The 26,282-nt window shown below is 70.2% G+C and carries 22 protein-coding genes; 12 read left to right on the top strand and 10 right to left on the bottom strand.

What is annotated here, in order from left to right; translation table 11 throughout:
* Nucleotides 1–75: 75 nt before the first annotated feature.
* A complete protein-coding gene (locus ACTMTI_RS49350) occupies nucleotides 76–5,577 on the bottom strand; it encodes an ATP-binding protein (RefSeq protein WP_441127828.1) in 5,502 nt (1,833 codons plus the stop codon).
* A 557-nt stretch (nucleotides 5,578–6,134) separates the two neighbouring features.
* Between ACTMTI_RS49350 and ACTMTI_RS49345 the strand changes: the two genes are divergently transcribed.
* The 5 genes from ACTMTI_RS49345 to ACTMTI_RS49325 all read left to right on the top strand — a co-directional run bounded on the left by ACTMTI_RS49345 (nucleotide 6,135) and on the right by ACTMTI_RS49325 (nucleotide 9,532).
* Complete coding sequence (locus ACTMTI_RS49345) at nucleotides 6,135–6,689, top strand: spondin domain-containing protein (protein ID WP_441127827.1); 555 nt, start codon at nucleotides 6,135–6,137, stop codon at nucleotides 6,687–6,689.
* A gap of 128 nt (nucleotides 6,690–6,817) precedes the next feature.
* Complete coding sequence (locus ACTMTI_RS49340; protein ID WP_441127826.1) at nucleotides 6,818–7,447, top strand: helix-turn-helix domain-containing protein; 630 nt, start codon at nucleotides 6,818–6,820, stop codon at nucleotides 7,445–7,447.
* Between the two features lie 98 nt (nucleotides 7,448–7,545).
* Complete coding sequence (locus ACTMTI_RS49335; protein ID WP_441127881.1) at nucleotides 7,546–7,728, top strand: transposase; 183 nt, start codon at nucleotides 7,546–7,548, stop codon at nucleotides 7,726–7,728.
* A 553-nt stretch (nucleotides 7,729–8,281) separates the two neighbouring features.
* Complete coding sequence (locus tag ACTMTI_RS49330; protein ID WP_441127825.1) at nucleotides 8,282–8,935, top strand: MIP/aquaporin family protein; 654 nt, start codon at nucleotides 8,282–8,284, stop codon at nucleotides 8,933–8,935.
* A 27-nt stretch (nucleotides 8,936–8,962) separates the two neighbouring features.
* Entirely contained in the window at nucleotides 8,963–9,532 is a 570-nt protein-coding gene (locus ACTMTI_RS49325; protein ID WP_441127824.1) for a ferritin-like domain-containing protein, read from the top strand.
* Nucleotides 9,533–9,712: 180 nt separating this feature from the next.
* Here ACTMTI_RS49325 and ACTMTI_RS49320 read toward each other — a convergent pair whose 3' ends face one another.
* From ACTMTI_RS49320 to ACTMTI_RS49280, 9 genes are all read right to left on the bottom strand, one after another.
* Nucleotides 9,713–10,798: a hypothetical protein gene (locus ACTMTI_RS49320; protein ID WP_441127823.1), complete on the bottom strand. Its 1,086-nt coding sequence runs from the start codon at nucleotides 10,796–10,798 to the stop codon at nucleotides 9,713–9,715.
* A 279-nt stretch (nucleotides 10,799–11,077) separates the two neighbouring features.
* On the bottom strand, nucleotides 11,078–11,440 hold the full coding sequence (locus ACTMTI_RS49315) for a hypothetical protein (RefSeq protein WP_441127822.1): 363 nt from the start codon (nucleotides 11,438–11,440) through the stop codon (nucleotides 11,078–11,080).
* A gap of 112 nt (nucleotides 11,441–11,552) precedes the next feature.
* On the bottom strand, nucleotides 11,553–12,680 hold the full coding sequence (locus ACTMTI_RS49310) for a mandelate racemase/muconate lactonizing enzyme family protein (RefSeq protein ID WP_441127821.1): 1,128 nt from the start codon (nucleotides 12,678–12,680) through the stop codon (nucleotides 11,553–11,555).
* Between the two features lie 5 nt (nucleotides 12,681–12,685).
* Nucleotides 12,686–13,654, bottom strand: a complete 969-nt coding sequence (locus ACTMTI_RS49305) for a D-2-hydroxyacid dehydrogenase (protein WP_441127820.1) — start codon at nucleotides 13,652–13,654, stop codon at nucleotides 12,686–12,688.
* The gene (locus tag ACTMTI_RS49300; RefSeq protein WP_441127819.1) at nucleotides 13,651–14,649 is read right to left on the bottom strand and encodes a hydroxyacid dehydrogenase; all 999 of its coding nucleotides are present in this window, start codon (nucleotides 14,647–14,649) and stop codon (nucleotides 13,651–13,653) included. Before ACTMTI_RS49300 ends, ACTMTI_RS49305 begins: the two co-directional genes overlap by 4 nt.
* The gene (locus ACTMTI_RS49295) at nucleotides 14,643–15,830 is read right to left on the bottom strand and encodes a hypothetical protein (protein ID WP_441127818.1); all 1,188 of its coding nucleotides are present in this window, start codon (nucleotides 15,828–15,830) and stop codon (nucleotides 14,643–14,645) included. Before ACTMTI_RS49295 ends, ACTMTI_RS49300 begins: the two co-directional genes overlap by 7 nt.
* Before the next feature lie 8 nt (nucleotides 15,831–15,838).
* The gene (locus ACTMTI_RS49290; RefSeq protein ID WP_441127817.1) at nucleotides 15,839–16,696 is read right to left on the bottom strand and encodes a carbohydrate ABC transporter permease; all 858 of its coding nucleotides are present in this window, start codon (nucleotides 16,694–16,696) and stop codon (nucleotides 15,839–15,841) included.
* Complete coding sequence (locus tag ACTMTI_RS49285) at nucleotides 16,696–17,700, bottom strand: carbohydrate ABC transporter permease (RefSeq protein ID WP_441127816.1); 1,005 nt, start codon at nucleotides 17,698–17,700, stop codon at nucleotides 16,696–16,698. The genes ACTMTI_RS49290 and ACTMTI_RS49285 overlap by 1 nt, the downstream gene beginning before the upstream one ends.
* Before the next feature lie 60 nt (nucleotides 17,701–17,760).
* Entirely contained in the window at nucleotides 17,761–19,077 is a 1,317-nt protein-coding gene (locus ACTMTI_RS49280) for an ABC transporter substrate-binding protein (RefSeq protein ID WP_441127815.1), read from the bottom strand.
* A gap of 341 nt (nucleotides 19,078–19,418) precedes the next feature.
* Between ACTMTI_RS49280 and ACTMTI_RS49275 the strand changes: the two genes are divergently transcribed.
* The 7 genes from ACTMTI_RS49275 (at nucleotide 19,419) to ACTMTI_RS49245 (ending at nucleotide 26,112) form a co-directional block, all read left to right on the top strand.
* The gene (locus tag ACTMTI_RS49275) at nucleotides 19,419–20,195 is read left to right on the top strand and encodes a sugar phosphate isomerase/epimerase family protein (protein ID WP_441127814.1); all 777 of its coding nucleotides are present in this window, start codon (nucleotides 19,419–19,421) and stop codon (nucleotides 20,193–20,195) included.
* Nucleotides 20,196–20,224: 29 nt separating this feature from the next.
* Nucleotides 20,225–21,253: a LacI family DNA-binding transcriptional regulator gene (locus ACTMTI_RS49270; RefSeq protein ID WP_441127813.1), complete on the top strand. Its 1,029-nt coding sequence runs from the start codon at nucleotides 20,225–20,227 to the stop codon at nucleotides 21,251–21,253.
* Between the two features lie 105 nt (nucleotides 21,254–21,358).
* Nucleotides 21,359–23,182 (top strand): DUF2264 domain-containing protein, encoded by a 1,824-nt coding sequence (locus ACTMTI_RS49265; RefSeq protein ID WP_441127812.1) that lies wholly within the window; start codon nucleotides 21,359–21,361, stop codon nucleotides 23,180–23,182.
* A 294-nt stretch (nucleotides 23,183–23,476) separates the two neighbouring features.
* Nucleotides 23,477–24,022 carry a MarR family winged helix-turn-helix transcriptional regulator gene (locus ACTMTI_RS49260; RefSeq protein WP_441127811.1) on the top strand — a complete coding sequence of 182 codons (546 nt, stop codon included), beginning with the start codon at nucleotides 23,477–23,479 and terminating at the stop codon, nucleotides 24,020–24,022.
* 178 nt (nucleotides 24,023–24,200) lie between these two features.
* Complete coding sequence (locus ACTMTI_RS49255; protein ID WP_441127810.1) at nucleotides 24,201–24,827, top strand: DsbA family protein; 627 nt, start codon at nucleotides 24,201–24,203, stop codon at nucleotides 24,825–24,827.
* A 50-nt stretch (nucleotides 24,828–24,877) separates the two neighbouring features.
* Entirely contained in the window at nucleotides 24,878–25,684 is an 807-nt protein-coding gene (locus ACTMTI_RS49250) for an MBL fold metallo-hydrolase (protein ID WP_441127809.1), read from the top strand.
* Nucleotides 25,675–26,112 (top strand): nuclear transport factor 2 family protein, encoded by a 438-nt coding sequence (locus ACTMTI_RS49245; protein WP_441127808.1) that lies wholly within the window; start codon nucleotides 25,675–25,677, stop codon nucleotides 26,110–26,112. The genes ACTMTI_RS49250 and ACTMTI_RS49245 overlap by 10 nt, the downstream gene beginning before the upstream one ends.
* Nucleotides 26,113–26,282 lie beyond the last annotated feature (170 nt).

The following is a 26,282-nucleotide window of genomic DNA, read 5'->3' as shown; positions in this document are numbered from 1 at the left end:
ACCGCCGATGCCGCGCTGCCGTCCGGCCGATGCGCCCGCGCCGGAAGGGCGCGGGCGTCCGGCTTCAGGGCCAGGTCAGACCTGTCGGGCGATGCCCTTCTCGACCGCCTCGATGATCTGGGGCCGCAGCTCGGCGCAGCTGATGATCGCATCCACCGAGCCGACGTCGACCGCCCGCTGGATGCTGTGCACGCGGTCGAACTCGGTGGCCACCTCGGTGAGCTTCTCGGCCCGCACGGACGACCGCAGCTCGGCCAGCTCGGCGGCCAACGCGGCCCGCGTGGCAGCCGGCGCCTCCGCGACACGGGCGGCGAGCGCGAGTACGCGGGGGTCGTCGCCCGTCCGCTTGTCGACGTCGCGCGCGAAGACCACCGCGGCGGCCGGAGCACCGCCGAGCACCGAGGCGAACGAGCCCTCGACCGCGAGCACGGTCATGTTCGGGTTGAGCGCCTTGGAGAACACCACGAACGCACCGCCGTGGTACCGCGAGATCACGCAGAACACGATGGGGCCCTTGAAGTTCACCACCGCGCGGCCGATCTCCGCGCCGTACTCCAGCTGCAGCTTGCGCATCGACTCGGGCGACCCGTCGAATCCCGACAGGTTGGCCAGTACGACCAGCGGACGGTTCCCGCTGGCGGCGTTGATGGCCCGAGCGGCCTTCTTGGACGACCGCGGGAACAAGGTGCCCGCGCTGTAGGTGTCCGGGCCGTCGGTGGGAGGGAATCCGCGACGCGGCACGGACCGGGACTCGATGCCCAGCAGGCACACCGGTCGGCCACCGAGGTGGACGTCCTGGACCACGGCGGTGTCCGCGTCGGCCATGCCCGCCCACCGCTCCAGCACCGGGTGGTCCTGATCGGACAGCGCGCGCATGACTGTGCGGATGTCGAACGGCTTCTTGCGGTCCGGGTTGGACTCGACGGAGAAGATCTGGCCGACTGTCGTGAAATCGCTGTCCGGCACGGCGTGCGGGAACGTCGACACGTCGCGGTCCACCGGGTCGCTGGTGACCGTCTTGCGCGGCCGGCTCTCCCCCGGCGCGACGTAGCTGTGGTCGTAGTGCGACATCAGGACTTCCCGCGCACCGCGGATGTCCGGCGCCCAGTACTGGGCCTGGCCGTTCGGGCCCATGATCCGGTCGTACCCGCCGATGCCATGGTTGTCCTCGGCCGACACACCGCCGGAGAAGTCGAGCGACTGCTTGCCCGTCAGCACCATCGCGGAGTCCGGCGTCATCACCAGGATGCCCTTGGTGTGCATGAGCATCGTGGCCTCGGCGTTCCAGTACGGCTGGGCGCCGACGTTGATGCCCGCGACCACGATGTTGATCTCGCCGCCGTCCTGGGTGAAGTTCACGATCCGCTTCAGCGCGGCGGCCACCCAGTCCATGTTCTCGGTGCCGGACGACATCGAGATCCGGGCGCCGGAGGAGAGCGCGAACCACTCCAGCGGCACCCGCATCTGCTCGGCCAGGTCGAGCGCGGCGATCACCCGCGCGCACTCGGGCTCGGACAGCGCGCCGAGCGCCTTCGTCGGGTCGCCCAGCAGCACGACGCGGGTCATGCCCTCCGGGTGGCGCGGCGTGGGCGTGCTGACGACACCCGCGACGAGCGCGGCGGTGTTGCGCCCCTTGGGCCGGTTCACCGGCACCAGCTTCGAGTGCTCGTCCAGGTCGTACTCGGTGAACGAGCCGAACGGCCCGGCGAGCATGCCGGTCAGCTCGTACGGGTAGTGGGTGCCGCGGCTCTGCGCGCGCAGCACCTTTTGGCGGTAGTCGTCCAGCGGCTCGATGGGCTCGGTCGGCGGCGGCACGACGGACAGCCGCACGCCGGAGCCCGCTTCGTAGCCGATCCGGACGGCGAAGTCGGCGAGCTCGCCGGTGGCGCTGTCGCGGCGCCTGCCGAGAAACAGCACCTCCTCCAGGCCCGCGCCCGCCGTCGTCGGCAACACGCGTTTCGCCACGGTGTTCAGCTCGTCCGGCGAGAGGTCGGTCGGCGGCCACACGTAGATGACGATCCGGTTCGTGGCGGACGTCTTCGCGCCGGGCTTCTTGGCTCGGCGGATCGCGTCGAGGCACGTGGCCAGGGTGTTCTCGGCCGCGGGCAGCGCGACGAGCCTGCCCTCGTCGTCGCGCAACGGGGTCAGGTCGCGGACCTGCCCCAGGGCGACGAGTCGCTCGTCGGACGGGTTCTGCCGTGCCACCGCCCGGAAGAGGTAGACCTCCTCGTCGGGTGCGGGCAGCCGGGTGAGGTCGAAGTCGCGCAACCGCTCCAGCTGCATGCGCTCGGCGATGCGCGGGTGCAGACCGCGCAGCAGCCGTTCCTCCGTGAAGCCGTCCGCTGGTCCGTCCGCGGACGGCCGGAAGGTGAAGTGGTGGTGCATCACGGCGCCGCTCTTGCCCGCGACGGTCGTGGTGATGCGGCCGACCCGGTTCGACGGCCGCTGCGCGGCCAGGACCTCGCGCAGGCGCGCGGCCATCTCGTCGGGGTCGCTCGGCCCGTCCGGCCAGGTCAGGTAGACGTCCGCCACCAGCTCGCCCTCACCGGCGAACTCGTCGACCGCCTTGACCGCCTCGGCCAGCGCCGGGAAGTCGACCGCGGTGGTCACGACGCGGCCGTTGCCGGTCGCGGTGCGGTGGTCGGCGACGACGAACGTGCAGCCCCCCACCTTGCTCACCCGGATGTCGCTGAGCGCGCGGTTGCCGTAGTAGCGGCGGCTCAGCACCTCCAGCAGCGGTACGGGGTCCGCGCCTTCGCGACCGATCCGCTGGCCGACCAGCCGGACGAGCGGCTCGGCGCTGGCGACCATCGCGGAGATCCGCTCGGCGCGATCGGGCGCGTCCGGGTGCCTGTCGAGGTGGCGCAGGTGCTTGCGCACGGCCGCGTAGACCTTGGCGCGGGTACGGCGCAGCAGCGGCTGGGCGAACCAGGCGAACACGACGCCGCGCGCCAGGTCCGCGACGGCCGGGAACCGGACCTGGGTGGCGGCGATCAGGTGCTCCAGCGCCAGGCCGACGGTGACGCGGTCCGCCTCGGCGGGCGGGGCCTCGTTCACCCACTGGCGCAGCAGGGTCGTCACCACGGCGACGTCGGAGGACGCGCGCTGCTGCGCCAGGAAGATCCGGAAGACCGCGTCCTCCAGCTGTGGCGTGCGCTCCAGGCCTTCGACGCCGTAGTGGGACAACACGTGCGTGAGTCGCTGCTGGAAGCTGTCCGACAGCCCGGACCGGTCCGCGTCGAGGTACTGCAGGTAGGTGTGGAAGTATTCGCGGGGGCTGCGCACCGCGAAGTCGGATTCCGACTCCTCTCCGGCGGGCCGGTTGCGGCTCAGTTCGCTCAGGTCGGCGAACAGGCCCAGCAGCTCCACCTCACCGGCCAGCTCGCGTTCGCCCTCCGCAACGAGCTCGGCGCGCGCGGCCAGGTAGTTGGCGAGCAGGCGCTTCTCGTCCTGCGCGTCGATGTCGAAGCCCAGGAGGAGACTGCGCAGCTCCTGCAGACCACGCGCGGCCCGCTCGGCCGCGGGCACGTCCACCGGCTCGGACGGCAGGTCCAGCTCGACTTCCTGCGCCGCGGCCGCGGGACCGGCCGCCTCCTCGCCGTCACCCAGCGGCTCCAGGCGGAGCAGGCGGCCGCCCGCCTCCACCTGGCTGCCGACCGACACCGCGAGCTCCCGCACGCGGCCGCGGAACGGCGCGTGCAGCACGGTCTCCATCTTCATGCTCTCGACCACGAGCAGCGGCGCACCGGCCTCGACCTCGTCGCCCGCCTGCAGCGGCGTGGCCACCACGAGCGCGGGCACGGGCGAGCGCACGACGCCGCCCTCGTCGCGACTGATCCGGTGCGTGATGCCGTCGACCTCGACCAGGTGGATCGGGCCGTGAGTGCTCGTGACGACCTTGAAGCGGACGCCGTTCACGGTGATCTGGCCGCTGTGCTCGTCGAAGCGCTCGATGTCGACGTCGGCCGCGTGCTCGGGGCCGCCCGCCGAGATGCCGACGCGGAACCGGTGGCCGCCGGTGCGTGCGACCCGGACGCGGTAGCCGACGTCGCGGAGCTTGAGCTCCAGCGCGCGGCCGCTCTCGTGCTGCGACTGCGGACGGCCGCCGTGCGCGGCGGACAGGAAGCGCTGCCGCGTCACGGCCTCCTCGTCCTCGTAGGCCTCGATGGCGGCGGCGATCAGCGCGATCGCGGAGTGCTGGTGCGACACGAGAGCGCCCTGGGCGCGCACGCGGTCGATCCAGCCGGTGTCGGCGGACCCGTCGATCACCGCGGGCTCGTCGAGCAGCATGCGGACGAAGCCCTTGTTCGTCACGCCGCCCTCGATGATGACGGTCGTCTGCGTCATCGCGCGGCGGAGGCGGGCCAACGCCTCCGTGCGGTCACGGCCGTGCGCGATGATCTTGGCGACCATCGAGTCGAAGTCAGCGGGGATCGCGTCGCCCTCGCTGAACCCGGTGTCCACCCGGATGCCGGGGCCGCTGGGCAGCGCCAGCCGCGCGATCCGGCCGGGTGAGGGTGCGAAGTCGCGGTCGGGGTCCTCGGCGTTGAGGCGCGCCTCAACGGCGTGACCCCACTCCTCGGGCGCGTCACCCTCGAGCTTGCCGCCCGCCGCGATGTGCAACTGGGCCTTCACCAGGTCGACGCCGGTGACGATCTCGGTGATCGGGTGCTCGACCTGCAGGCGCGTGTTGACCTCGAGGAACGCGAAGAGCCGCTCACCCGGGTGATAGAGGAACTCGATGGTGCCCGCGCCCTGGTAGTCCACCGCGAGCACGAGCCGCTCGGCCGCCGCCTTCAGCTCGGCGACCTGCTTGGGGTTGAGGACCGGGGACGCGGACTCCTCGATGATCTTCTGGTTGCGCCGCTGCACGGAGCAGTCGCGCACGCCGAGGGCCCACGCGGTGCCCTGCCCGTCCGCGATGACCTGCACCTCGACGTGCCGGGCGCCCGTCACCAGGCGCTCCAGGAACACGACGCCACTACCGAACGCGCGCGCGGCTTCCTGGCGCGTCAGCTCGTAGGCCCGGGTCAGCTCGTCGGCGTTGGAGACCATCCGGATACCACGACCACCGCCACCCGCGGTCGCCTTCAGCATCAACGGGTAGCCGATCCGGTCCGCCGCCGCCTTCGCGTCCTCCAGCGTCTCCACCGGACCGCGGCTCCACGGCGCGACGGGCACACCGACCTCTTCGGCGATCAGCTTCGAGCCGATCTTGTCGCCCAGCTTGCGCATCGCCGCGGCGCTCGGGCCGACGAACGTCACGCCGATCTCGGCGCACAGTTCGGCGAACGCCGGATCCTCCGCCACGAAGCCCCAACCGACCCAGGCCGCGTCCGCGCCGGTCTCGAGCAGCGCTTTCTTGAGGACCGCGTGGTCCAGATAGGGCCGGTTCGCGGCGAGCCCCAAGTCGTAGGCGAGGTCCGCCTCACGGACGAACGTGGCCGTCCGGTCGGAGTCCGTGTACAGGGCGACAGTCTCAATGCGTGTCCCCGTCTCCGCGGCTAGGTCCCGGACGGCGTGGATGAGCCGCATGGCGGCTTCACCGCGGTTGACGATGGCGACACGACTGAACACTGAGCGGGCCCTTCCAAGACAGTGACACGGCGGCGGTCCCGCCCCAACCTGGAAACATACTCTCGGCTGCCCCCGGATAGCGGTATGGCGGGGGCTAAGCGTGCTTCGCGGCCGGAGTTGTGGGGATCGGACAAACGCGCCCGTCGGGGTGGTGTGACATGCGGCTGGCATGATCTTGCTCGCGCAGTGCCTTCACCCGCCTTCACGAACGGCCCCGCCGGAGCGCCTGAGTCGACACCACCACCGACATCAAGATCCCGCAAAACGCTGCGCGAACTCGACAAAGGCCGCGACCCGCGCACATCGGGGCTGCCGGGACGACGGTGGGCGATCGAGAGCCCACGAGGCGGGATGAGGCCGTAATGGCCCGTAACCATCAGGTAAGCCATGCGTAAGATCTTGAAGGCGCATCTGACCATAACGTTCTTTGGGTCACATCCACCCGAAGGAGCACACACGTAATGCGCCCTGTCCAACTGTTCGCAGGATTGACGGCTCTCTGCGCAGGTATGGTCGCCCTGCCTTCCGCCGCGCAGGCGGAGCCCACGACGACGTGGATGGTGAAGATCCAAAATCTGACGCCGTCGGGATCCCAGCCGCTGTCACCGCCTGTTGTCGTCGTCCACTCGCCCAGCGTCCATGTCTGGCAGGTCGGCCGGTTCGCCAGCCGCGGCGTCGCCGCGGTCGCCGAGGACGGCGATGCGCCGAGGCTGATCAAGGAGGTCTCCGAGCGGCCCGGCGTGCGTGAGGCGTTCGCCGCGGCGAGTGCCCCGATCGCACCGGGCAAGACCGTGACGTTCCAGGTCAAGGTACGGCCAGGCGACCGAGTCAGCGTCGTCAGCATGCTCGTCAACACCAACGACGGCTTCACCGGTGTGGACGGGCTGCGGCCGCGGCCGGGCTCGATCCACACCATGGCCTACGACGCGGGCAGCGAGAAGAACCTTGAGACCAAGGCCACCATCCCCGGCCCATGCTGCGGCAACCCGATGGTGCGCGCGCCCGAGAAGAGGCCGATCAGCAAGCACAAAGGGATCATGGCCTGCGGTGACCTGGACCGTGAGACCTACGGCTGGAGCGGCCCGATCGCCAAGCTGACCTTCGCGCGTTGACGAGGCAGCCGCCAACGGAGCTGCTGAGCTTGTCATTCACGCGTGGAGGCCGAGGCCGTCCAGCCGACGGTGGCTCGGCACCGGGCAGCCGGCGCCGCGAGTACATCACGACGTGATCATCGGCGGCCATGTACACGGTGGGGGAACTGCTGCGGCAGTGGCGGCATCGCCGGCGACTCAGCCAGCTCGATCTTGCGATCGCCGCCGACGTCTCGGCTCGTCACGTCAGCCTGGTGGAGACCGGCAAGTCCAACCCGAGCGCCGACATGATGCTCCGGCTCGCCGATCAGCTCGATGTGCCGTTGCGTGAGCGCAACCGGCTGTTGCTCGCCGCCGGCTTCGCACCCCGCTACGTCGAGCGGCCGCTCGACGGGGACGCGCTGCCGGCGGCCTGGGACGCGATCGCAAGGGTGCTGCATGCACACGAGCCGTTCCCGGCGCTGGTCATCGATCGCCGATGGAACATCGTGATGACCGATCGCGCCATCGACCCGTTCCCCACCCGACGCCAAGGACGCGAGCCACCGATCGAGTCCGAGGTCGCGATCCCGATGATCTCTCGCTTCGGCGGACGAGAAATACGGCTGTTCTCGACCACCACCACGTTCGGCACCCCGATGGACATCACCCTGGACGAGGTGGCGATCGACGCGGAGAGCGCCGCCTACTTCACCAAAATCCGGCGCCGGCGCTCAAGCCGACACGTAGTCACCTGCCCTGATCAACGAGGGGGCAGGTGGCACCCCGGCCTTCTTTGAAGGCCGGGGTGTCTTCACGTTTGGGCCTCGGCCCCCTGACCGAGGCGTGCCCCACGTTATGACGTTCTGTCCGATTTGTATAGGTTTTGTCCGTGGCGATGTGGCATGGCCCCGATGGCATCCGAGTTGAGGTGATCATCCTCAACGACCGGCCGCGCCTTCGCGTCACCCAGCGGGTGAACGGCCGGCGCTACCTGGTGGCCGACTGCTCCCGGGCCCCCGAGGTCGCCGCATACGTGGATCTCGCCGACCTGTGCGAGGTCATCGACTTCCCTAGGTAGCCCCGCATCCAGAGACCTCATGGGCCCTGCCTGGTCTACCAGTCCCAGTCGTCGTCCCAGCCATCCCAGAAGCCCCAGTCGTTGCCCCAGTTGCCCCACCACCGCCTACGGCGATGGCAGAAGCGACGGCGACGCCAACGGCGGCGGCAACGCGGATGAGTCATGATTCCCCCCGTTGTCTGCTCCCTCAACTTGGGACGCTAGCACCCAAATAGGGACGAATTAAGACATGCTCTCCTCTTTTAAAAGAGACTTGACCAGCGCATTCAGCACGGAATGCCTCAGCTTTTGGCCGCCCCTCGTCCTGCCCTGGCCCGCCGCACCCTGCCGCCGGCAGGGCAAAGGCCGCCATCGGGGCGGGAGTGATTGAGCGCCCCATAAGCAGATGCGCGGCCATCCCGCAAGAGCCCTCATATCCGGTTCGGCGCGCCGTAAGGAGCCGTAAGCGCCCGTAAGAAGCCCGCAATCTCCAGGGGCCGAGGCGCATGGCACGATCTGCATGCGCTGCCGCAGTGCGTGATCGGTCTCGGTCCACAAGCTGAGAGGACAATCCATGCGGAGCTACATCACGGAGTTCATCGGAACGTTCTTCCTGGTTCTCACCGTCGGTGCCACGGTCTTGACGAAGACGCCCCTTGCGCCCGTGGCCATCGGCGCGATCCTGATGGTCATGGTGTACGCCGGAGGACATGTCTCCGGCGCCCATTACAACCCCGCCGTGACCTTGGCCGTGTTGCTCCGCGGCCGGATCAGCTTGGCGGACGCCGTCCCGTACTGGATCGCTCAGCTGGCCGGAGGCGTTCTCGCCGCACTCACCGCTACCTACATGGTCAATCCCGGCAGCGTGGCGGCGCTGGCGCCCTCGGGGCGTGAGCTGGGGGTCTCGCTGCTGGCCGAGGCGCTGTTCACGTTCGCGCTCGCGTACGTCGTCCTGAACGCGGCCACCAGCAGGGACCATCCGGGAAACAGCTTCTACGGCCTGGCCATCGGATTCACCGTGGCCGCCGGCGCTTTCGCGGTCGGCGGCATCTCCGGTGGCGCCTTCAACCCGGCGGTCGCCGTCGGTGCCGCCTCCATGGGGCTGTTCGCCTGGTCCAAGATCTGGATCTGGCTCCTGGCCGACCTGGCGGGCGGCGCCCTCGCCGGAGTGGCCTTCCTCGCGCTCAACCCGAAGGAACGCGCCCCGTTGGAACCCTCCGCGACCTGACCGCCTGGAGCCGACCCTGGAGCCGACATGATCAGCGCACGCGAAGTCGTCGAGCGAGCGGGCCTTGATGTGAACATCCTGATCGACCGGCTCAGCTCCGCTGCCGCAGCGGAGCTGAGGGCCGTCTACCGCTACACGATCCTGACCGTTCATCCGCTCGGTTTCGCCGGTGAGGAGCTACGCCAGATCCTCAAGGACATCCGCGATGAGGATCGACGCCATTTCGAAGCGCTCGTCGGCCGCATATACGAGCTGGACGGACGGCTCCCTGAGGACATCCGGCAGTTCCTGGACGGCAGGCACGCACCGCCGGAGGACGGCTCCGCCGACGCACAAGATCCGGTCACGACACTCGTCGAAGAAGTACGACGCGCCGTCCATCCTTATGGCGGACTGTGCGATCTCACCGAAGGCAGAGATCAACGCACTTTTCTCCTGTCCCACGCGATCCGCAACGAGAAGACCGAACACGTGGCGTGGCTGAAAGAGCTCCTCGGCACAGGGCCACCTGGGCGCTTCCACCGCGGCTTCCGCGGCCGCTCCCCCTTCCTCGCTCGTCTGGCCACTGCTCCCGAGGGGACCGAACCAACAGCGTGACCCTCATCTGCCGGATGGTCGTTGAAAGGGACCGGGCCCAGTGTCTTCCCTGGGCCCGGTCCCTTTCAGCGAAGGACTCCGTTGAAGATCGCCGGTGCCCGCGGTCAGACGACGACTACGGGATCGATCGGTATGCGGCCAGACCGGGAACCCTGGGATCCGTCGCCGCCGGGGTCCAGGTCAGGAAAGTTCCGGTGACCGTTCGGCGTAGGTCCGCGAGTTGAGGTTGTCGTTCGAGGGCACGTAGGAGCCGACCATCCAGACCCGGCTCCCCGCGATCGTCAGTCCCTCATGGGCCGGGCCGGCCCAGACCGATGGGTCCGCGCCCGCGATGAGCTGCCACGTTCCGCCGGACAGCCGGGCGAAGCTCTCGCCGGTACGGCTGGAGCCGGTCAGCCACACCTGGCCGTCCGGGGCGATGGCGACATCCCCCACGCTGGTGCCCTCGATGTCGAACGAGGGCACGTTGATGTAGCCCCATCGCGTACCGTCGTAACGCATGACCGCGGCCTTGGCGGTCAGGCTGCCGGCCCAGGTCCGCCAGCGCCAGGCGCCGGTGGCGTAGACCTCGCCGGACGGGCCGACCGCCACGTCGGTCAGCCACGTGCCGTTCGCGCCGCCGTTCGGTGTGTCCACGCGGGTCGACGCGCGGCCGTCCCAGTGCACGACGTACGGCTCGATCTGGTGGCCGCTGGTGCGGCTGGGCGCGTACCCGACCGCCCACACGTCGTCGGAGGCCCGCACGGCCACCCCCGACAGCACGCTGTGCCCCGTCCCAGGAGAGGGCAGCGGCACGAGCGTCCACGAGCGGCCGTCCCAGTGCTGGGCGATGGGCCTGCTCACGGCGTTCTCGTGGGCGTAGCCGACCGCCCACACGTCATCCCGCCCGGCGGCGGCGACCGCGGTCAGATGGTTCGGGGTGTTCGCGTCGCCTGCATTCGGGCTCGGGACGATCCGCCAGGAGGCGCCGTCCCAATGGGTGATCAGGGTGACGGTTTGCAGGCCGCTCGTCGAGCCGGCCGAGCCGACCGCCCAGGCGTCGTCCGGCGCGATCGCGGCGACCGCGGCCAGGTCCACATCGTTCTTGTTCGCCGGTCTCGGGACCTCCATGTTGCGCCACGTGGTGCCGTCCCAGTGCGCGGCGAGCGCATAGCGGGGCACGTGCGGCTTGACCTCGTGCTGCCCGACCGCCCAGACGTCGCTGCCGGAGGTGCCGGACACATCGAAGAAGACGTTGTGCCCGGTGCCGGGATTCGGGGTGGGCATCGTCTCCCAGCCCGGCGTTCCGGCAACGGCCCGGCCAGGCGTCAACATGATGAGAGCCGTCACAGCCAAGCCGACAGCCACGCGTTTCCGTCCTGCCATCCGCCTCTCCTTTCCACTCACGTATTGGTGATCTAGCCTGCGCGTGGAGCGTAGATCACGCCTGCCCGCCAAGGGACGTCCATGGTGATTACGGACTTCTTACGGAGAAAGCGAACATGGGACCGATGGCCGGAGCCGGTCGGCGGGCACGGAGGCAGGGACAGGCGCACCCACACGAGTTCAGCGGATGAAGATGATCTGGGTAGGGCCGCAGGTCATGGACTCCCATGCCGTCCACCGGCAGACGGAGGCGCCGATGTGGGTGATCTCCTCGACCGGCCCGTCAAGGTGCACCTGGAACGGTGTCGTAGTCTCCACCGCCGCCGGTGAGCAGGCAGGCTCCGAGTATGACCACCGCGTGATGTAATACTCGCCCGCGGGCTGGTAGCTGGTCTGGATGAAGGCCCTGGCGCACTGGCCGGCATAGGCCCACATCTCCCCGCTGACCACGCCGTTCTCGTACGTCCCGGACATCGAGGCGAGGTACGTCGGGTGGTAAAACGGACCCCAGAACATCAGGAACAGCGCCATGAGTTTTGTCATGGTCAACAGCGTCAGGGGATCACCCGCGGCGCCACCTGAGTATGGGCATACTCAACTTCTGCCGCATTGACGTGCTCCTCCTTCCATGATGCGCAGGATCCGACGGATACCGTCAAAGAGCGAGCGCGCGGACCGCCTGCTCGTCCACGCCGATCCCCAGGCCGGGGCCGGTGGGCACGTGAGCGACGCCGTCGGCGACGGTGATGACCGGATCCGTGGCGTAGGGGCTGGTGATGAACTGCCGGCCGTTGAGGTCGACCGGCGTGTCCACGCCGAACGCGGCGAACAGGTGGAGCGAGGCGGCCAGCCCGATGTCGGACTCGGTGAGGCCGGAGCCCATGATCGCCAGGCCGCAGTCCTCGGCGAGCTGGCACTGGCGCAGAGCCAGGGTCAGCCCGCCGCAGCGCTGCACCTTGGCGACGGCGACGTCGATGGCGTCGAGCCGGACGAACGTCGCCAGGTCGCTCGGGTGGCGCAGGCTCTCGTCCACGGCCACCGGGACGGGACTGGCATCACGCAGGCGGCGCAGGCCGGCGATGTCGTTGGACGGCAGCGGCTGCTCGAAGACGGCGACGTCCAGGTCGGCCAGGCGCCTGGCCACCCGGAGCGCGGCGGCGGCCGTGTAGCCCTGGTTGGCGTCCACCCAGAGCACGGCGTCGGGGGCGGCGGCGCGCACGGCGGCCACGATGGCCACGTCCTCGTCCTCGGCGTGCAGGCCGAGCTTGACCTTGAGGTGGCGGTAGCCGTGCGCGCGGCCCTCGGCCACGGAGTCGGCGGCCTCGGCCGCCGACCCGGTGGCCACGATCCAGGCCAGCTCGATGGTGTCGCGCCGGCGCCGGCCCCACAGTTCGCCGAGGGACAGGCCCAGGCTGCGGGCGAAGGCGTCGTGGCAGGCCACGTCGACCGCCGCGCGCGCCAGCGGCATGCCGATCGAGAAGCCCTTGCTGATGGTGCGGTCGAAGGCGCGGCAGAGCCCGTCCAGGTCCCACAGCGGGCGGCCGACTGCCGCCGGGGTCAGGTATCCCTCGATGGTGGAGACGATGGACTCGGTGGTCTCGTACGTCCAGGAGGGGATCGGCGTGGCCTCGCCCCACCCGGTGGCCCCGTCGTCGGCCGTGACCTTCACCAGGACTCTGACGGCCGGGCGGCCGCCCTGGACGACGGATCCGCCCGCGACGGCGAAGTCGCGCAGCGAGGGCAGGGCCACGGTGAAGGTCTCGACGCGTGCTATCCGGTTCACGGGTTTCAGTACCATTCGGACTTGTTGACTAAATTGATCAGTTCCCGCCCGCCCACGAAGCGCCGGGCGTTCTCCAGCAGTACGGCGAAGCGCCGCTCCCCGGCATGCGGCCCCACGCCCCCCACGTGCGGGGTGATGAGCACGTCAGGACGCCGCCAGAGCGGGTGATCGGCGGGGAGCGGTTCGGTCTCGAAGACGTCCAGGGCCGCGCCGGCCAGGCGCCCTGCGGACAGGGCGGCGGCCAGGTCGTCGAGCCGGACGGTGGGCCCGCGGCCGACGTTGACGACGTACGCCCCGGGTTTGGCCAGCGCCAGCCTCCGCGCGTCCAGCAGGCCCTCGGTGGCGGGGGTGTGCGGAACCGTCAGGATGACCAGGTCTGCCCCGGGAAGCAGCCGGTCGAGGGCGTCGGCCGGCAGCACCTCGGCGAAGCCCGTCACGGGGCCGCCGCGCCGGGCGTCCACGCCCACGACCCTGGTGCCGAACGCCGCCAGCAGCCTGCCGACCTCGGCTCCGACCGCGCCGACCCCCACCACCAGGGCGGTGGCCTCGACCAGGGGGAGCACCGCGCCCGGCTCCCAGTCGGGCGCCCAGCGCGCGCGGGCCTGTTCGCGGGCGTACCTGGGCAGGCCCCTGGCCAGCGCGAGCACGAGCGCCAGCGTGTGCGCGGCCACGTGGTCGGTGTAGGTGTCCCGCATGTTGGTGACCTGCACGGGGTGCGCGACCAAGGCCGGATGGTAGAACCCCGGAGGCGGCCCGGCCTGCGGAGCCTGCAGCCAGCGCAGCCGCCCGGCGTGCGCCAGCAGGTCCGCGGGCAGCGTGCCGTAGGCGGCGTCGGCCTCCGCCAGCGCGTGCGCCGCCTCCTCGCTGGTCCGCGGCCGGAGCACAACGAGCTCGGGCACCGCCTGCTCCAGCCGGGCCTGCCAGCCCGCGGTGGCCGGATCGTGCGGCGGCAGCAGCACCAGGGTGGTGCTCATGCCCTCGTCGCCAGGCCGGACTCGGTGATCTCGTACAGCAGCGGCTCCCCCGCGACGTAGCGGGCGAGCTCTTCGGCCATCGCCTGCCCGTGGCGGCGGCGCTCGTGGCCCAGGCTGCCCGCCACGTGCGGGGTGACGACGATGTTGGGCATCGTGAACAGCGGCGACCCCGCGACCGGCGGTTCCGGGTCGGTGACGTCGAGGACGGCGAACAGATCGGTCCGCCGGCCCAGCACGTCCACGAGCGCGATCTCGTCGACGAGGCCGCCGCGCGCCGTGTTGATCAGGGTGGCGTCGGGCTTCATCGACTCCAGCAGCCCGGCGCCGACCATGCCGCGCGTCTCAGGGGTGAGCGGCGCGTGCAGGCTGACCACGTCGGAGGTGGCGAACAGCTCCGCCAGGCCGACGAGGCGCACCCCGAGCCGCTCGGCCTGCGCCGGGTCGGCGTACGGGTCGTGGGCCTGCACGACGAGGTCGTGGTGGGCGAGCAGCCGCGCCGTGGCCTGGCCCGTGGCGCCGAGCGAGACCAGCCCGACCACCGCGCCGTAGGCCCCGATCTCGGGCCCGCGCGCGGCGGGGGCGGCGGCGGCGCGCGCGGCCAGCACGTAGCGCCAGCCGTGCTTGAGCGCGTACAGGATCTGCGAGAGCGCGAACTCGGCGACCGGGGTGGCGTTGGCGGTGGCCGCCGAGGTGACCCGCACTCCCTTGGCCCACATCTCCGGGGTGGCCAGCGGGCGGATGGAGCCCGCGCCGTACAGCACCAGCGCGAGCTTGGGCGCGGCGGCGAGCAGCTCGGCGTCCAGCCTGGGCGCCCCCCACCCGGTCACCAGCACCTCGAGGCCGGCGAGCAGGTCGGGGGTGAGCCGGTCGGCGGTGAGCGGGGGCGAGGCGATGGCGAGGTGCCGCTCGATCGCGGCCCGGGCCTGCGGGCCGTAGACGTCGTCGAAGCGGTTCGGATCCATCACGTACAGACCATTTGGCAGGCCGTTCAGCATTGCCTCTCCTTCAAGCGGGCCGCCGCCCGCACGCTGGCCAGGCGGGCGGGCGAGCCGAGCCCGGCGTGGTAGTAACGCAGCTGCCGCGCGCCCCCGGCGACGAGGTCGGCGGCCAGGGCCGGGATCCGGGCGTGGCCGTCCTCCAGCACGGTGAGGTTGGCGACGAGGGGGATTTCGGTACGGCTCGCCGCGGCCTTCACCTGGGTCAGGGCCGCCTCCTCCTGGCCCCAGCACTTGAGCACGTACGCGTCGACCGGCGCGTCGAAGGAGGCCAGGTCGATCCCCACGTCGGGGCCGGTGACCTGCGGGTCGTCGGTGGCCATGAGCAGCAGCTCGCGGCCGCCGGCCAGCGCCGCCACGGCGCGGACCAGGCCGGCGATGACATGGCCGCGGTGATCGTACAGGGCCTGGGCGCGCTCGCGGCCGAGCGCGTCGCCCAGGCTCGTACCGGCCGGGACGCCCTGCTGGAGCTCTCCGTCCACGGCGGCGCGCACGTCGCGCGCCAGTTCCTCGACGTCCAGGCCGCGCCCGGCCAGCCCGGCCCGGCAGGCCGGGCAGAGGCAGAGGGACAGCAGCGCCTTGCCGCAGGCGGACAGGTGGGCGCCGGAGGTCTTCTCGTGGTGGCCGGCGTGCTCCGCGCCCAGCCAGCCGCACGCCTCCAGCATCAGCGCGGGCACGTCGTACTGCTCGCAGACCTCGCGCACGAGGGTGAGCGCGTAGTCGTGGACGGCTGGCTGGGCGGGGCAGAGCGCGTAGGGGTAGGACTCGCCGTAGGCGTTCCTGACCGTCAGGTCGGGCGCTTCGCGGCCCAGCACCGAGGAGTGCGTGAGCACCAGCCAGGCCTCGGTCCGTAGCCCGGCCCTCGTCAGCGCGGCCAGCGCCGCGCCGAACCTGTCCTCGTCGGGCACCCCCCAGCTCGGCGGGTACGGCCGGAGCCTGCCGCGCCAGCGCTCGGGGCGCAGCCGGAAGTAGGCCGCCGCGTGGTCGGCCTGCACGATCCGGTGGCGCGGATGCCACGGGGTGGTGGCCCTGACCGAGTGGTAGGCGGCCTGCAGGGTCACCGTGCTCACGCCGAGGCCGGCGATGCGCTCGGCCGCCGCGGGGTCGCCCACGATGTCCCAGGTGTAGGCGAATGCGCCGTGCCTCACCATCGAGGGATCACCGGCATCGGCGATCTTCAAGCGGAATGTCACCCCTTCGTGGCGCCGGCCAGGCCGCGCGTGAAGTAGTTCTGGAAGAAAAGGAAGATCATCAGCATCGGCAGGAACGAGATCGTCATTCCCGCGGCGAACCCGGTCCAGTCGGTGGCGTACTCGCCCTGGAAGGACATCATCCCGACGGCGAGGTTCTGCAGGTCGGGCTGGCCGAGCGTGAACACCAGCGGGATGTTGAACTCGTTCCAGCTGCTGATGAACTGGAAGATGACCACCACCGCGATCACCGGTTTGGCCAGCGGGAGGATGAGACGGAACGTCTTGAGGAAGCCGGCCCCGTCGAGCTTGGCCGCCTCGAACAGGTCGGCCGGGACGCTGGAGAAGAACCCGACGAACAGCAGGACGTACAGGGCGCCGGCGCCGCCGGACATGGCCAGGATGACCCCGGCCCGCGTGTTCAGCAGGCCGAGGTTCTCGATCAGCACGAACTGCGGAACGATGATCGAGGCGACGGGGATGAACAGGGTTCCCACGATCATCCGGTAGAGCAGGGTACGGCCGGGGAACTCGTACCTGGCCAGCACGTAGCCGCACAGGGCCGCCTTGACCAGCTCGATGAGGGTCGAGACGACCGAGTAGAGCACGGTGTTGAGGAAGTATCCGGAGAACCCGGCGTTGACCCAGGCCCGTACGAAGTTGTCGAAGTTCAGCTGGTCGGGCACGAGGCTCGCGCCACTGGTGAACATCCCGGCCTGGGTCTTGAACGCGGCCGAGATCGTCCACAGGAAGGGATAGACCCACACGAGCCCGATGACCAGCAGGACCGGCAGGGCGATGAGGTTGGCCCGCACGGTCTGGCTGCGCTTGGTCGCCTGAGTGGTCGTCGCCGTCATCAGACGCCGTACTCCTTCCTGAGCCGCTGGGCCCGGCGGACCGCGAGGCCCTGGGCGGAGACCAGGACGAAGGCGATGACGGAGAACAGCAGCGCCGCGGCCGAGGCGTAGCCGTAGGCGAACGGAACCCTGCCGAAGGCGTTCTGGTAAATAAAGTAGGACACCACGTAGGTGCTGGTGCCGGGCCCGCCCGCGGTGAGCGTGACGACCAGCCCGAAGACGTGCATGGCGTTCACGATGCCCAGCAGGGTGATGATCACGGCCACCGGCCTGATGATCGGCAGCGTGATGCGGGTGAGCTTCTTCCACTCGCTCGCGCCGTCGATGGCGGCCGCCTCGTAGAGCTCCTCCGGCACGTTCTGCAGCGCCGCCATCCAATAGATCATGTACTGGCCGAAGATCTGCCAGATGGAGACGAGCACGAGCACGAGCAACGCGCTCCACCGGTTGGCGAACACGTCGAACCCCTGGTCGACCAGGCCGAGGTCACGCAGGATCGCATTCAGCGCGCCGTTGGACGGGTTGAGCAGGTAGGTGAAGACCAGGCCTGCCATGGCGACGGGGATGATGAGCGGCGCGAAGAACACGGTCCGGAAGAACCGCTTGCCGCGCAGCCACCTGCGGGTGAGCAGGATCGCCGCGACCAGCGAGATCGGGAGCTTGATGACGGTCGTCAGCAGGGCGAAGATCAGCGTGTTGACGACCGAGACCCAGAACAGCGGGTCGGCCAGGATCGTGCCGTAGTTGCCGGCCCCGGCGAAGTTCTCGATCGGGCCGATGCCCGACCAGTCGAAGAAGGAGTAGTAGATCGTCGCGATCAGCGGCCAGATGGTGAAGCCGAGGTAGAGCAGGAGGAAGGGGGCCAGGAAGACGAGCAGCCAGACCCTGTCGAAGCCGCGGACGCGCTCGCGGGAGTGATCGACGCGTTCGGGCACACGCTCGGCGGGCGACCGGTCCCTGTCCGTCACCCTCTCCCTGCCGGGGGCAGGGGCAATGGTTGTCATGGATGTCCTCACGAGGGAGAAGGGGGCGCCGCCGGCGCGCGGACCGGCGGCGCCGTCCGGTCAGCTGCCGTACATGTCCGAGGTGAAGTCCTTGGTGCTGTCCCAGTCGGGGAAGGTGTAGCAGTCCATCGACACCTTCAGGCCGCCGGCCGCCTCCTGTTTGAGCCCTTCCTCTAGGGCGGTCTGCCGCTGCTTGACGATGGCGGCGCCCACGGACGCCAGAGGCTGGCCGCTGACCAGCGCCTCGTTCATGGCCTCCCACTCCGCGTCGGGGGTCTTCGTCAGCGCGTTGACGTACGCCTTGGATTTGGCGATGTCGGGGCACTTGAGCAGCGGCTCGGGAAGCTGGACCCGGTAGCCGGGCTTCGCGCCGATCTGCATGATCTGCTTGAGCACCGGGTGGGTGACCATCTTCTGGTTGTCGACGTAGGACAGCGTGCCGAAGGCGTTCTTGTAGTACTGCTGGACGAAGTAGCCGTTCGGGTCGGTCATCCATTGGATGAACGTCCAGGCGGCGTCGGGATGCTTGGTCTGCGAGCTGACCCAGTACTTGTTGCCGTCGTACGTGCGGCCGCCCGCGCCGGTCTGCCCCTCGTCCGGGTCGACGCGCGGCGCCACCACGTAGTTGTCGCTGCTGAAGCCCTGGCTGTCCCACACGCTCAGCATCCAGGTGCCGTCGAAGTAGATGCCGGCCTGCCCGGCGGCGAACTGCTGGCGGGAGAAGTTCTTGTCGTTGGTGCCCGGCGCCAGGTATCCGGCCTTCTTGAGCTCCTGGATGAAGGCGAAGGTCTTCAGCTGCCCGGGCTCGGTCAGGTTGAACTTGCCCGTCTTGTAGTCGAAGAAGTCGGTCGACGAGGTCGAGACGCTGCTGACCAGCCCGTACCAGATCCGCTGCATGTCCTCGCCCTTGGTGGGCGCGGCGATGCACTCCGCCTTGGTCTTGGCCTTGATCTGCGCGCAGGCGTTCTTGAGGTCGGTCCAGGTCTTGGGCGGGTTGTTGACGTCCAGCCCGGCCTGCTGGAAGACCTGCTTGTTGAGGAACATGTAGCCGGAGCCCCAGTAGAGGTTCTCCGTGAACGGGAAACCGTACGTCTTCCCGTCCTGCGTGTTGATGCCTTCCAGGAAGGACCCGTCCGGCCAGCGCTTGGTGAACTCGGCGGGGACGGTCCCGTCCGGGCTGAGCGGGCGGATCCACTTCTGGTCCAGCAGTTCGGACAGCCCGGTGGCGTTCCAGTAGAACATGTCCGGCGCCTGGTTGCTCTGGAAGGCCAGGGGCAGGGTCTTCATGTAGTCGGCCTGGGTGATCGAGCGCCACTCGATCTTGATGTTGGGATGTTCCTTGGTGAACTGCGCGCCGATGTCCTTGTGGAATTTCACTTGTTCGGCGGAGAAATCCCAGATTTTCAGGGTGGTCTGAGAGCCACCGCCACTGCTGCTGCTATTGCTGGATGTGCCGCACGCCGCCAGGAGCAGTGATGCCATGGCTGCGGTGATCATCGCGGCGATGCCTGGCCGATGAGGATTCATGGGAAGCCCTCTCGAGGAGTGGCCGAGTAGCTGGGTAAGCGCTTGCCCGAGGGTGGGTCGAGAGTAACCCGGCTCATAGCCCGATTCAAGGGTTGTGAGAAAGCGCTTTCAGGTCGAAGCTCGGTCGTGAAGACTGTCTGTCGACGCTTTGGACGACGCTCCACAAGCGCTTTCCAACTTCGGGAGTACGTGTGCGCCTGCTCGCCTTCACCAAGCCCTTCGGCCCCATCGATGCCCCCCGGCTGGCCGAGGCCCTGGCCTCGGTGGGCGCCGACGGGGCGGACCTCGTCGTGCGCGAGGGGCAGACGGTCAGCCCCGCCGACCCCGGCGGCATCGCCGTCGTCGCCGCGGAGCTCGAGCGCCGCGGGCTCACCCTCGACGTCGTCACCACCGACCTGCTCGACGCCGGCACGGACGCCGAACGGATCATCGCAGCCTGCGGCGAGAGCGGCGTCCCCCTCGTGCGGGCCGGCTTCTACCGCTACGACCCCGCCGCCGGATACCACCGCCGGTTGGAGGAGTCCAGGGCCGCGCTGGCCCGCCTGGCCGGCCTCGCCGCCCGGCACGGCGTGCAGCTGGCGCTCCAGCTGCATCACGGTACGATCCATCCATCCGCCTCGCTCGCCCTCGCGCTCGCAGGCGACCTGAGCGACGTGCGCTTCTACGCCGACCCCGGCAACCAGGCCAAGGAGGGCAGCGAGGCATGGGCGCTCAACGTCGATCTGCTGGGCGATCGGATGGCCTGCATGGGAGTGAAGAACGCCGTCTGGCGATCCGCCGCGGACGGCTGGGTGTGCGAGTGGCAACCGCTTGCGGACGGGGGCGTGGTCCGCTGGCCGGAGATCGTCTCTGGGCTGCGCGGACGCGGCTACACCGGACCGCTGTCGCTGCATGTCCACTACCCGGCGGCCGACCCGGCGGCGGCCGTACGAAGGGATCTGGACCATCTGCGCGGGCTGCTCGGCTGACGGGCGCTCCACGGGGGTAGGAGGAGCAGGTGCGTAATCTGCGGCAGGGCCGCCCGGCGCGGGTGACGATCAGCGACGTCGGGGCCGCGGCGGGGGTGTCGGCCGCGACGGTCTCTCGCGTGCTCAACGGCACGGCCAAGGTCGACCCCTCGCTGGCGGAGCGCGTCCACGACGCGGTCAGGCAGCTGGGCTACCGCCCCAACGCCGCTGCGCAGGGGCTCGCCCGCGGGAAGTGGGGCACCATCGGCGTGCTGGTTCCCGACCTGGCCAACCCCTACTTCCCCGACGTGCTCAAGGCCGTCTCGGCCGTCGCCCGCTCCCACGGGCGCCGCGTCATGGTCATGGAGTCGGACGAGGACCCGGCGATGGAGCACGACCTGGTCGAGGACCTGATGCGCAGCTGCGACGGGGTGCTGCTCTGCTCTCCCCGCATGGAGCGCTCCGACCTGGTCCTCCTGTCCGCCCGGGCCCACCCGCTCGTCCTGCTCGACCGGATAGTCCCCGGCATCGCCGCGCCCGCCGTCTCCGCCGACTTCTTCGGCGGGATGATGCTGATCTGCGGCCACCTGGCGCAGCTGGGCCACCGCCGGGTCGCCTACCTGAGCGGGCCCGAGGTGTCCTGGGCCAATTCCGAGCGGATCAGGGCGCTGGAGGCGGCCAAGGCGTTCGGCATCTCCGTCACGATCCTGCCGTGCGGGTCCACCAGCCGCTGCGGGTACGAGGCCGCCGCCCAGGTGGCCGGCACCGGTGCCACCGCGCTCACCACCTACAACGACCTGGTGGCGCTGGGGGCGGTGACCCGGATGCGCGAGCTCGGGGTGCGGGTTCCCGAGGAGCTGTCGGTGGTCGGGTTCGATGACATCGAGCTGGACCACGTGGCGCACACGAGCCTGACCACGGTGTCGGTGCCCCGGGGACAGCTCGGCAAGCAGGCGGCCGAGATGCTGGAGACCCTCATGACCGAGGGGCACGACGGGGAGCCGGTGTACCTGTCGATGGAACTGCACGTCCGCGACAGCACCGCACCACCCCGGGTGACCAGGGAACTTGCCGGGTGACCGTACGGTCGCACCTTTGCCGCCGGACCGCCGGGCTGTTGACAAGCGAGGGCAGCTATGGGAACCCTTTCTCTGAAAGCGCTTTCCTAGCGGATGAGAGGGCCTGTGGACACCGACGACCGCGCAGGACGGCCTGGCAGCGACCGAGACGACCTGGGGTTTCAGGTCCGTGACCTGGTCGCGCCGCTGATCTCCCGGTTCAGCACGGGCGGGGGGCGGCTGCGGCTGGGGTTCAACACGGCGCACTACGACCAGGCGGCCTCCGAGCTGGAAGCGTTTGCTCGTCCGCTGTGGGGGCTGGCGCCGCTGGCGGCCGGCGGCGGGGCGTTCGATCACTGGGATCTCTGGCGCGCCGGGCTCGCCGCCGGCACCGACCCCGAGCGCCCCGACTACTGGGGCGCGGTCTTCGACCGGAACCAGCGGCTGGTCGAGACCGCCGCCATCGGCCTGGCGCTCGCCCTGGCCCCCGAGCAGGTCTGGGACCCGCTGACCGGCCGGCAGCGCGACACGGTGGCCGCCTGGCTGCGGCACGCCGTCACCGTGGAGCCGAACAACAACAACTGGCTGTTCTTCCCGGTCATGGTCGGGCTCGGGCTCCGCCGCGTCGGAGTCTCCCACGACGACGACGCCAACACGGCCAGGCTGGACCGGCTGGAGCAGTTCAACCTCGGCCGCGGGTGGTACTCCGACGGGCCCACGTGGCAGCGCGACTACTACATCCCGTTCGCCATGCACTACTACGGCCTCATCTACGCGGCGCTCGGCGACGACCCGGCCAGGGCCGAGCGCTTCCGCGAGCGGGCCGCGGCGTTCGCCCAGGACTTCCAGCACTGGTTCACCAGCGAGGGGGTCGCCGTCCCGTTCGGCAGGAGCCTGACCTACCGCTTCGCGCAGTCGGCGTTCTGGGGAGCGCTGGCCTTCGCCGGGGTCGAGGCGCTGCCCTGGGAGGTGACCAAGGGCCACCTGCTGCGGAACCTGCGCTGGTGGGCCCGCCGGCCCATCCGCGACACCGCCGGGCTGCTCACCATCGGCTACGGCTATCCCCAGCCGCACATGGCCGAGCAGTACAACGCGCCCGGCTCGCCGTACTGGGCCATGAAGGCGTTCCTGCCGCTCGCCCTGCCCGCGGAGCACCCGTTCTGGACCGCCAAGGAGGCCGACGCGCCCCCGCTGCCCGAGGTCAGCACCCAGCCGGAGGCAGGCGTGGCGCTGATGCGCTGCGAGGAGGGACGGCACGTGGTGATGCTGAGCGCGGGGCAGCGCAACCCGTGGGCGCGGCACGGCGCGGCCAAGTACGCCAAGTTCGCCTACTCCACGCGTTTCGGCTTCAGCGTGCCCGCCGGGACGCTGGGCCTGGAGCAGGGCGCCTTCGACAGCACGCTGGCGCTCAGCGAGGACGGCGAGCACTGGCGGCCGTGCGAGCTGCCGCACGACGCTTCCGCCTCCGACGGTGTCCTGCATGCGCACTGGACGCCCTGGGACGACGTGGAGATCGAGACCTGGCTGGTGGCGCTGCCCCCGTGGCACGTGCGGGTGCACCGGATCAGAACCGGGCGGGCGCTGCGGACGGCCGAGGGCGCCTTCGCGGTCGACCGGGACCGGCCCCCTACCCGGGTCGACACCGGTCCCGGCCGGGCCAGGCTCGATTCGCCGCACGGCCTGTGCGTGATCGAGGACCTGTCCGGCCGGCGGGAGGGAGCCCTCGTCACCGCCCTTCCCGGCACCAACGTGTTCGCCCCGCGCACCACGATCCCCACACTGAAGGGCGACCTGCCGCCCGGCGAGCACCTGCTGGCCTGTGCGGTCATCGGCCTGGAGGCCACGGGCTCGGCTTCGGCGGGACCGGACGCCGCGGGCGGGGGCGGGTGGCCGGAGCCTCCCTCGTGGGATTCCATCGAGCCTCTGCTCGGCCCGGCACCCACGCCGTGAGGCCGGACCCCCGGCTCGACTCCTCCAGCCAGGCCCACTTCGCCCGCCTCTTCCGCGCCACGGCCTGACCCCGAGCGAGGCCCGCGCGGAGGCCTGATTCGTCGTGGAGCTCGAGGCACGACGCGGGCACATCCTGGGTCGAGCGGTGCCCGGACAACGCGAGAGCGCCGGCGGCGGAGCGCGACCGGCAGCAGGTGCGGTCCCTCCGGCCCCATGTCTGCCGGATGACGGACAGCCAGGGAGGCCGGCCGGGACTGTACGGTTTGGCGAACACTCCCGGTCTTCGGGCAGGGCATGATCGACGAGGTGGATTTCCTGCAGGAAGCGGAAGGGGTGGCGGGTGCTGTGGCTGACGAAACGGAGGTCTCGACGGCCGGGGAAGCGGCGGACAACGAGCTGATCTTGGCCTTCGGGCGGCTGCAGGGGGCGGCCAACCGGCTGGAGTACATCCTGGGCCGGGCGATCGAGGAGGAGTGCGGGATCAGCCATCTGATGTTCGAGGTGCTGTTGATCCTGGGCCGGGCGGGCGGGCCGGGGCTGTCGATGAGGGCCATCAGCCAGGAGCAGGTGCTCACTACGGGCGGGGTGACGCGGCTGGTGGACCGGATGGAGGCGGCCGGGCTGGTGGAGCGCGCCGATGATCCCCATGACCGGCGCGGGCGGGTGGTGCGGCTGACACCGGTTGGGGAGGAGACGGCGGTGCGTGCCGCACGCGTGCATGTGGAGAACATCAAGCGGTACTTCCTCGAGCCGCTTCCCGCCGCCCATCGCAAGCGCTTTGCCGAGGATCTGCGGATTCTCAGCCATGCGGCACGGGACATGCTGCCAAGGCTGCGCTGAGTCGCGGGCCGCGGCTCGCGACTCGCGATCCGGTTGCGGAAGGGAGCAGCGGAGACGTTCCCACCACCTGCGGTGTGGCGCAAGTCACATGAAGACGGAAATATCTGATTAGTCAGATACTGTTCTGTCAGATTGATAGCCCGCGCTTCGGCGGGCGCCGGACAGCCAGAGGTCATTCATGAAGCTCGTCTATGTCTTCGACGCGTACTGCGGCTGGTCGCACGGGTTCTCCCGCACCATGCGGGATGTCGCCGCGAGGCATCCGGACCTGCCGGTGGAGGCCGTCTCGGGTGGTCTGTTCACCGGAGCACGACGGGTGCCGATCCGGGAGTTCGGCTACGTCCAAGGCACGAACGCCAGGATCAGTGAGCTGACCGGTGCGGAGTTCGGCGAGGGATACCAGAGGCTGATCGCCGACGGCTCGTTCGTGATGGACTCCGAGGCCGCCGCCCGCGGCGTGGCCGCCCTGCGCCAGGCCGCTCCCGAGCACGCGGTGGAACTCGCCGCAGCCCTCCAGAGGGCCTTCTATGTGGACGGGCACAGCCTGTCCGAGCCGGAGACCTATCGAAGGCTCGCCGAGGACGCCGGGCTGAACGCCGACGCCCTCGTCGCCGCCTTCGAGGCACCGGCGGCGCGGGCGAGCGCCGAGGCCGACTTCCGCCGCGCGGCCGAGCTCGGCGTGGCCGCGTTCCCCACCTTGCTGGCCGTCGCCGATGACCGCGCCGTCACGCTGGCGAGCGGAAACGCCACCGCCGACGAGGTGGACCAGCGCCTGTCCGCGCTGCGTGCCGGCAACGCCTCCTGACCCCTCACGTCCACCGCAGCCCCGCTCTTCCGACCTTTCAAGGAGCCCCCATGAGCACGCTCGACTTCACGATTTTCGACCTGGACTTCCCTGTCGGCAGCAGGAACAAGACTGCCACCCTGGTCACCGGTGAGAACGAGGCCCTGCTCGTCGACGCCGGCTTCACCCGGGCCGACGGCCACCGGCTGGCCGCCGCGATCCTGGACTCCGGCAAAACTCTGACCACCGTGTTCATCAGCCACGGCGACCCTGACTTCTACTTCGGGGCCGAGGTCGTCGCTGACGCCTTCCCGGACGCGACGTTCGTCGCCACCGAGCACGTCATCGACCACATCCAGCACTCCTACGAAGGCAAGCTCAAGGCATGGGCGGCCGCCGGCGCGAACCTGCCCACCCGGCTGGTCGACCTCACCCCGCTGAGCGGTGACATCACCTTCGAAGGCCACCGTTTCGAGCTCAAGGGTGGCGTGGCCGAGCTGCCGGATCGCCACTACCTGTGGCAGGCCGAGCACCGCGCTGTCCTGGGCGGCGTGCTGCTCTTCGCCGGCGAGCACGTGTGGGTCGCGGACACTGCGAAGGCTGAGCAGCGTGCCGCCTGGATTGCCCTGCTGGACGAGATGGCCGCGCTCAGCCCGCAGCTTGTCGTGCCCGGCCACCGGCTGCCGGACGCACCCGCCGACGCCAGTGCCATCGCCGGCACTCGTGAGTATCTGATCGCCTTCGAGGAGGAGCTGGCCAAGGCGTCGGACGGCGCTGCGCTGACCGAGGCGCTCGTGGCCCGCCATCCCGGCCATGGCATGCTGATCGCGGCCCAGATCGGCGCCAAGGTCGCCAAGGGTGAGATGACATGGGGCTGACCGGCATGACCGACCGTACCGCCGCGTTCGACACCTCCGCTGCCCCCGCCGACGTGGTGCGACGCCAGTATCTGGCCTCCGCAGCGGGTGACCTTGAGGCGTTGCGTGCCACTCTCGCCCCGGACGTGGAGTGGACGGAGATGGCGGGCTTCCCCCTCGCGGGCACCTACCGGACCCCGGAGGGCGTGACCTCGAACGTGATGGAGAAGCTGGCTGCGGAGTGGGACGGCTGGACCGCCCACGACGACACCTATGTCGTCGAGGGCGAGAACGTCGTCGTCCTCGCCCGCTACTCGGCGACGAACAAGGCCACCGGCAAGCCGCTCGACGTCCGTGTCGCCCACCACTTCACCGTGCGCGGGGGCAAGATCGTACGTTTTGAGCAGTTCGTGGACACCGCCAAGGTCCGTGACGCCATGCGCTCCTGACGGAAGACGCCGGCCCGTCAGACTTCTTCGACGCTGCTCGGCTCACGCCGGGACAGGTCGATACCGAGCTCCTCCGCGGCGCGGAAGACGTCGTCGTCGGTGTCGCGCATCTCGATGGACATGCCGTCGCTGGAGAGCACCTCGACGTTCAGGCACAGCGACTGCATTTC

Source organism: Nonomuraea sp. H19, assembly GCF_052068215.1.
In the GTDB taxonomy this organism is placed as follows: domain Bacteria; phylum Actinomycetota; class Actinomycetes; order Streptosporangiales; family Streptosporangiaceae; genus Nonomuraea.
The sequence above is the reverse complement of the archived record's forward strand: the minus strand, read 5'-3'. Positions and strand labels throughout refer to the sequence as shown.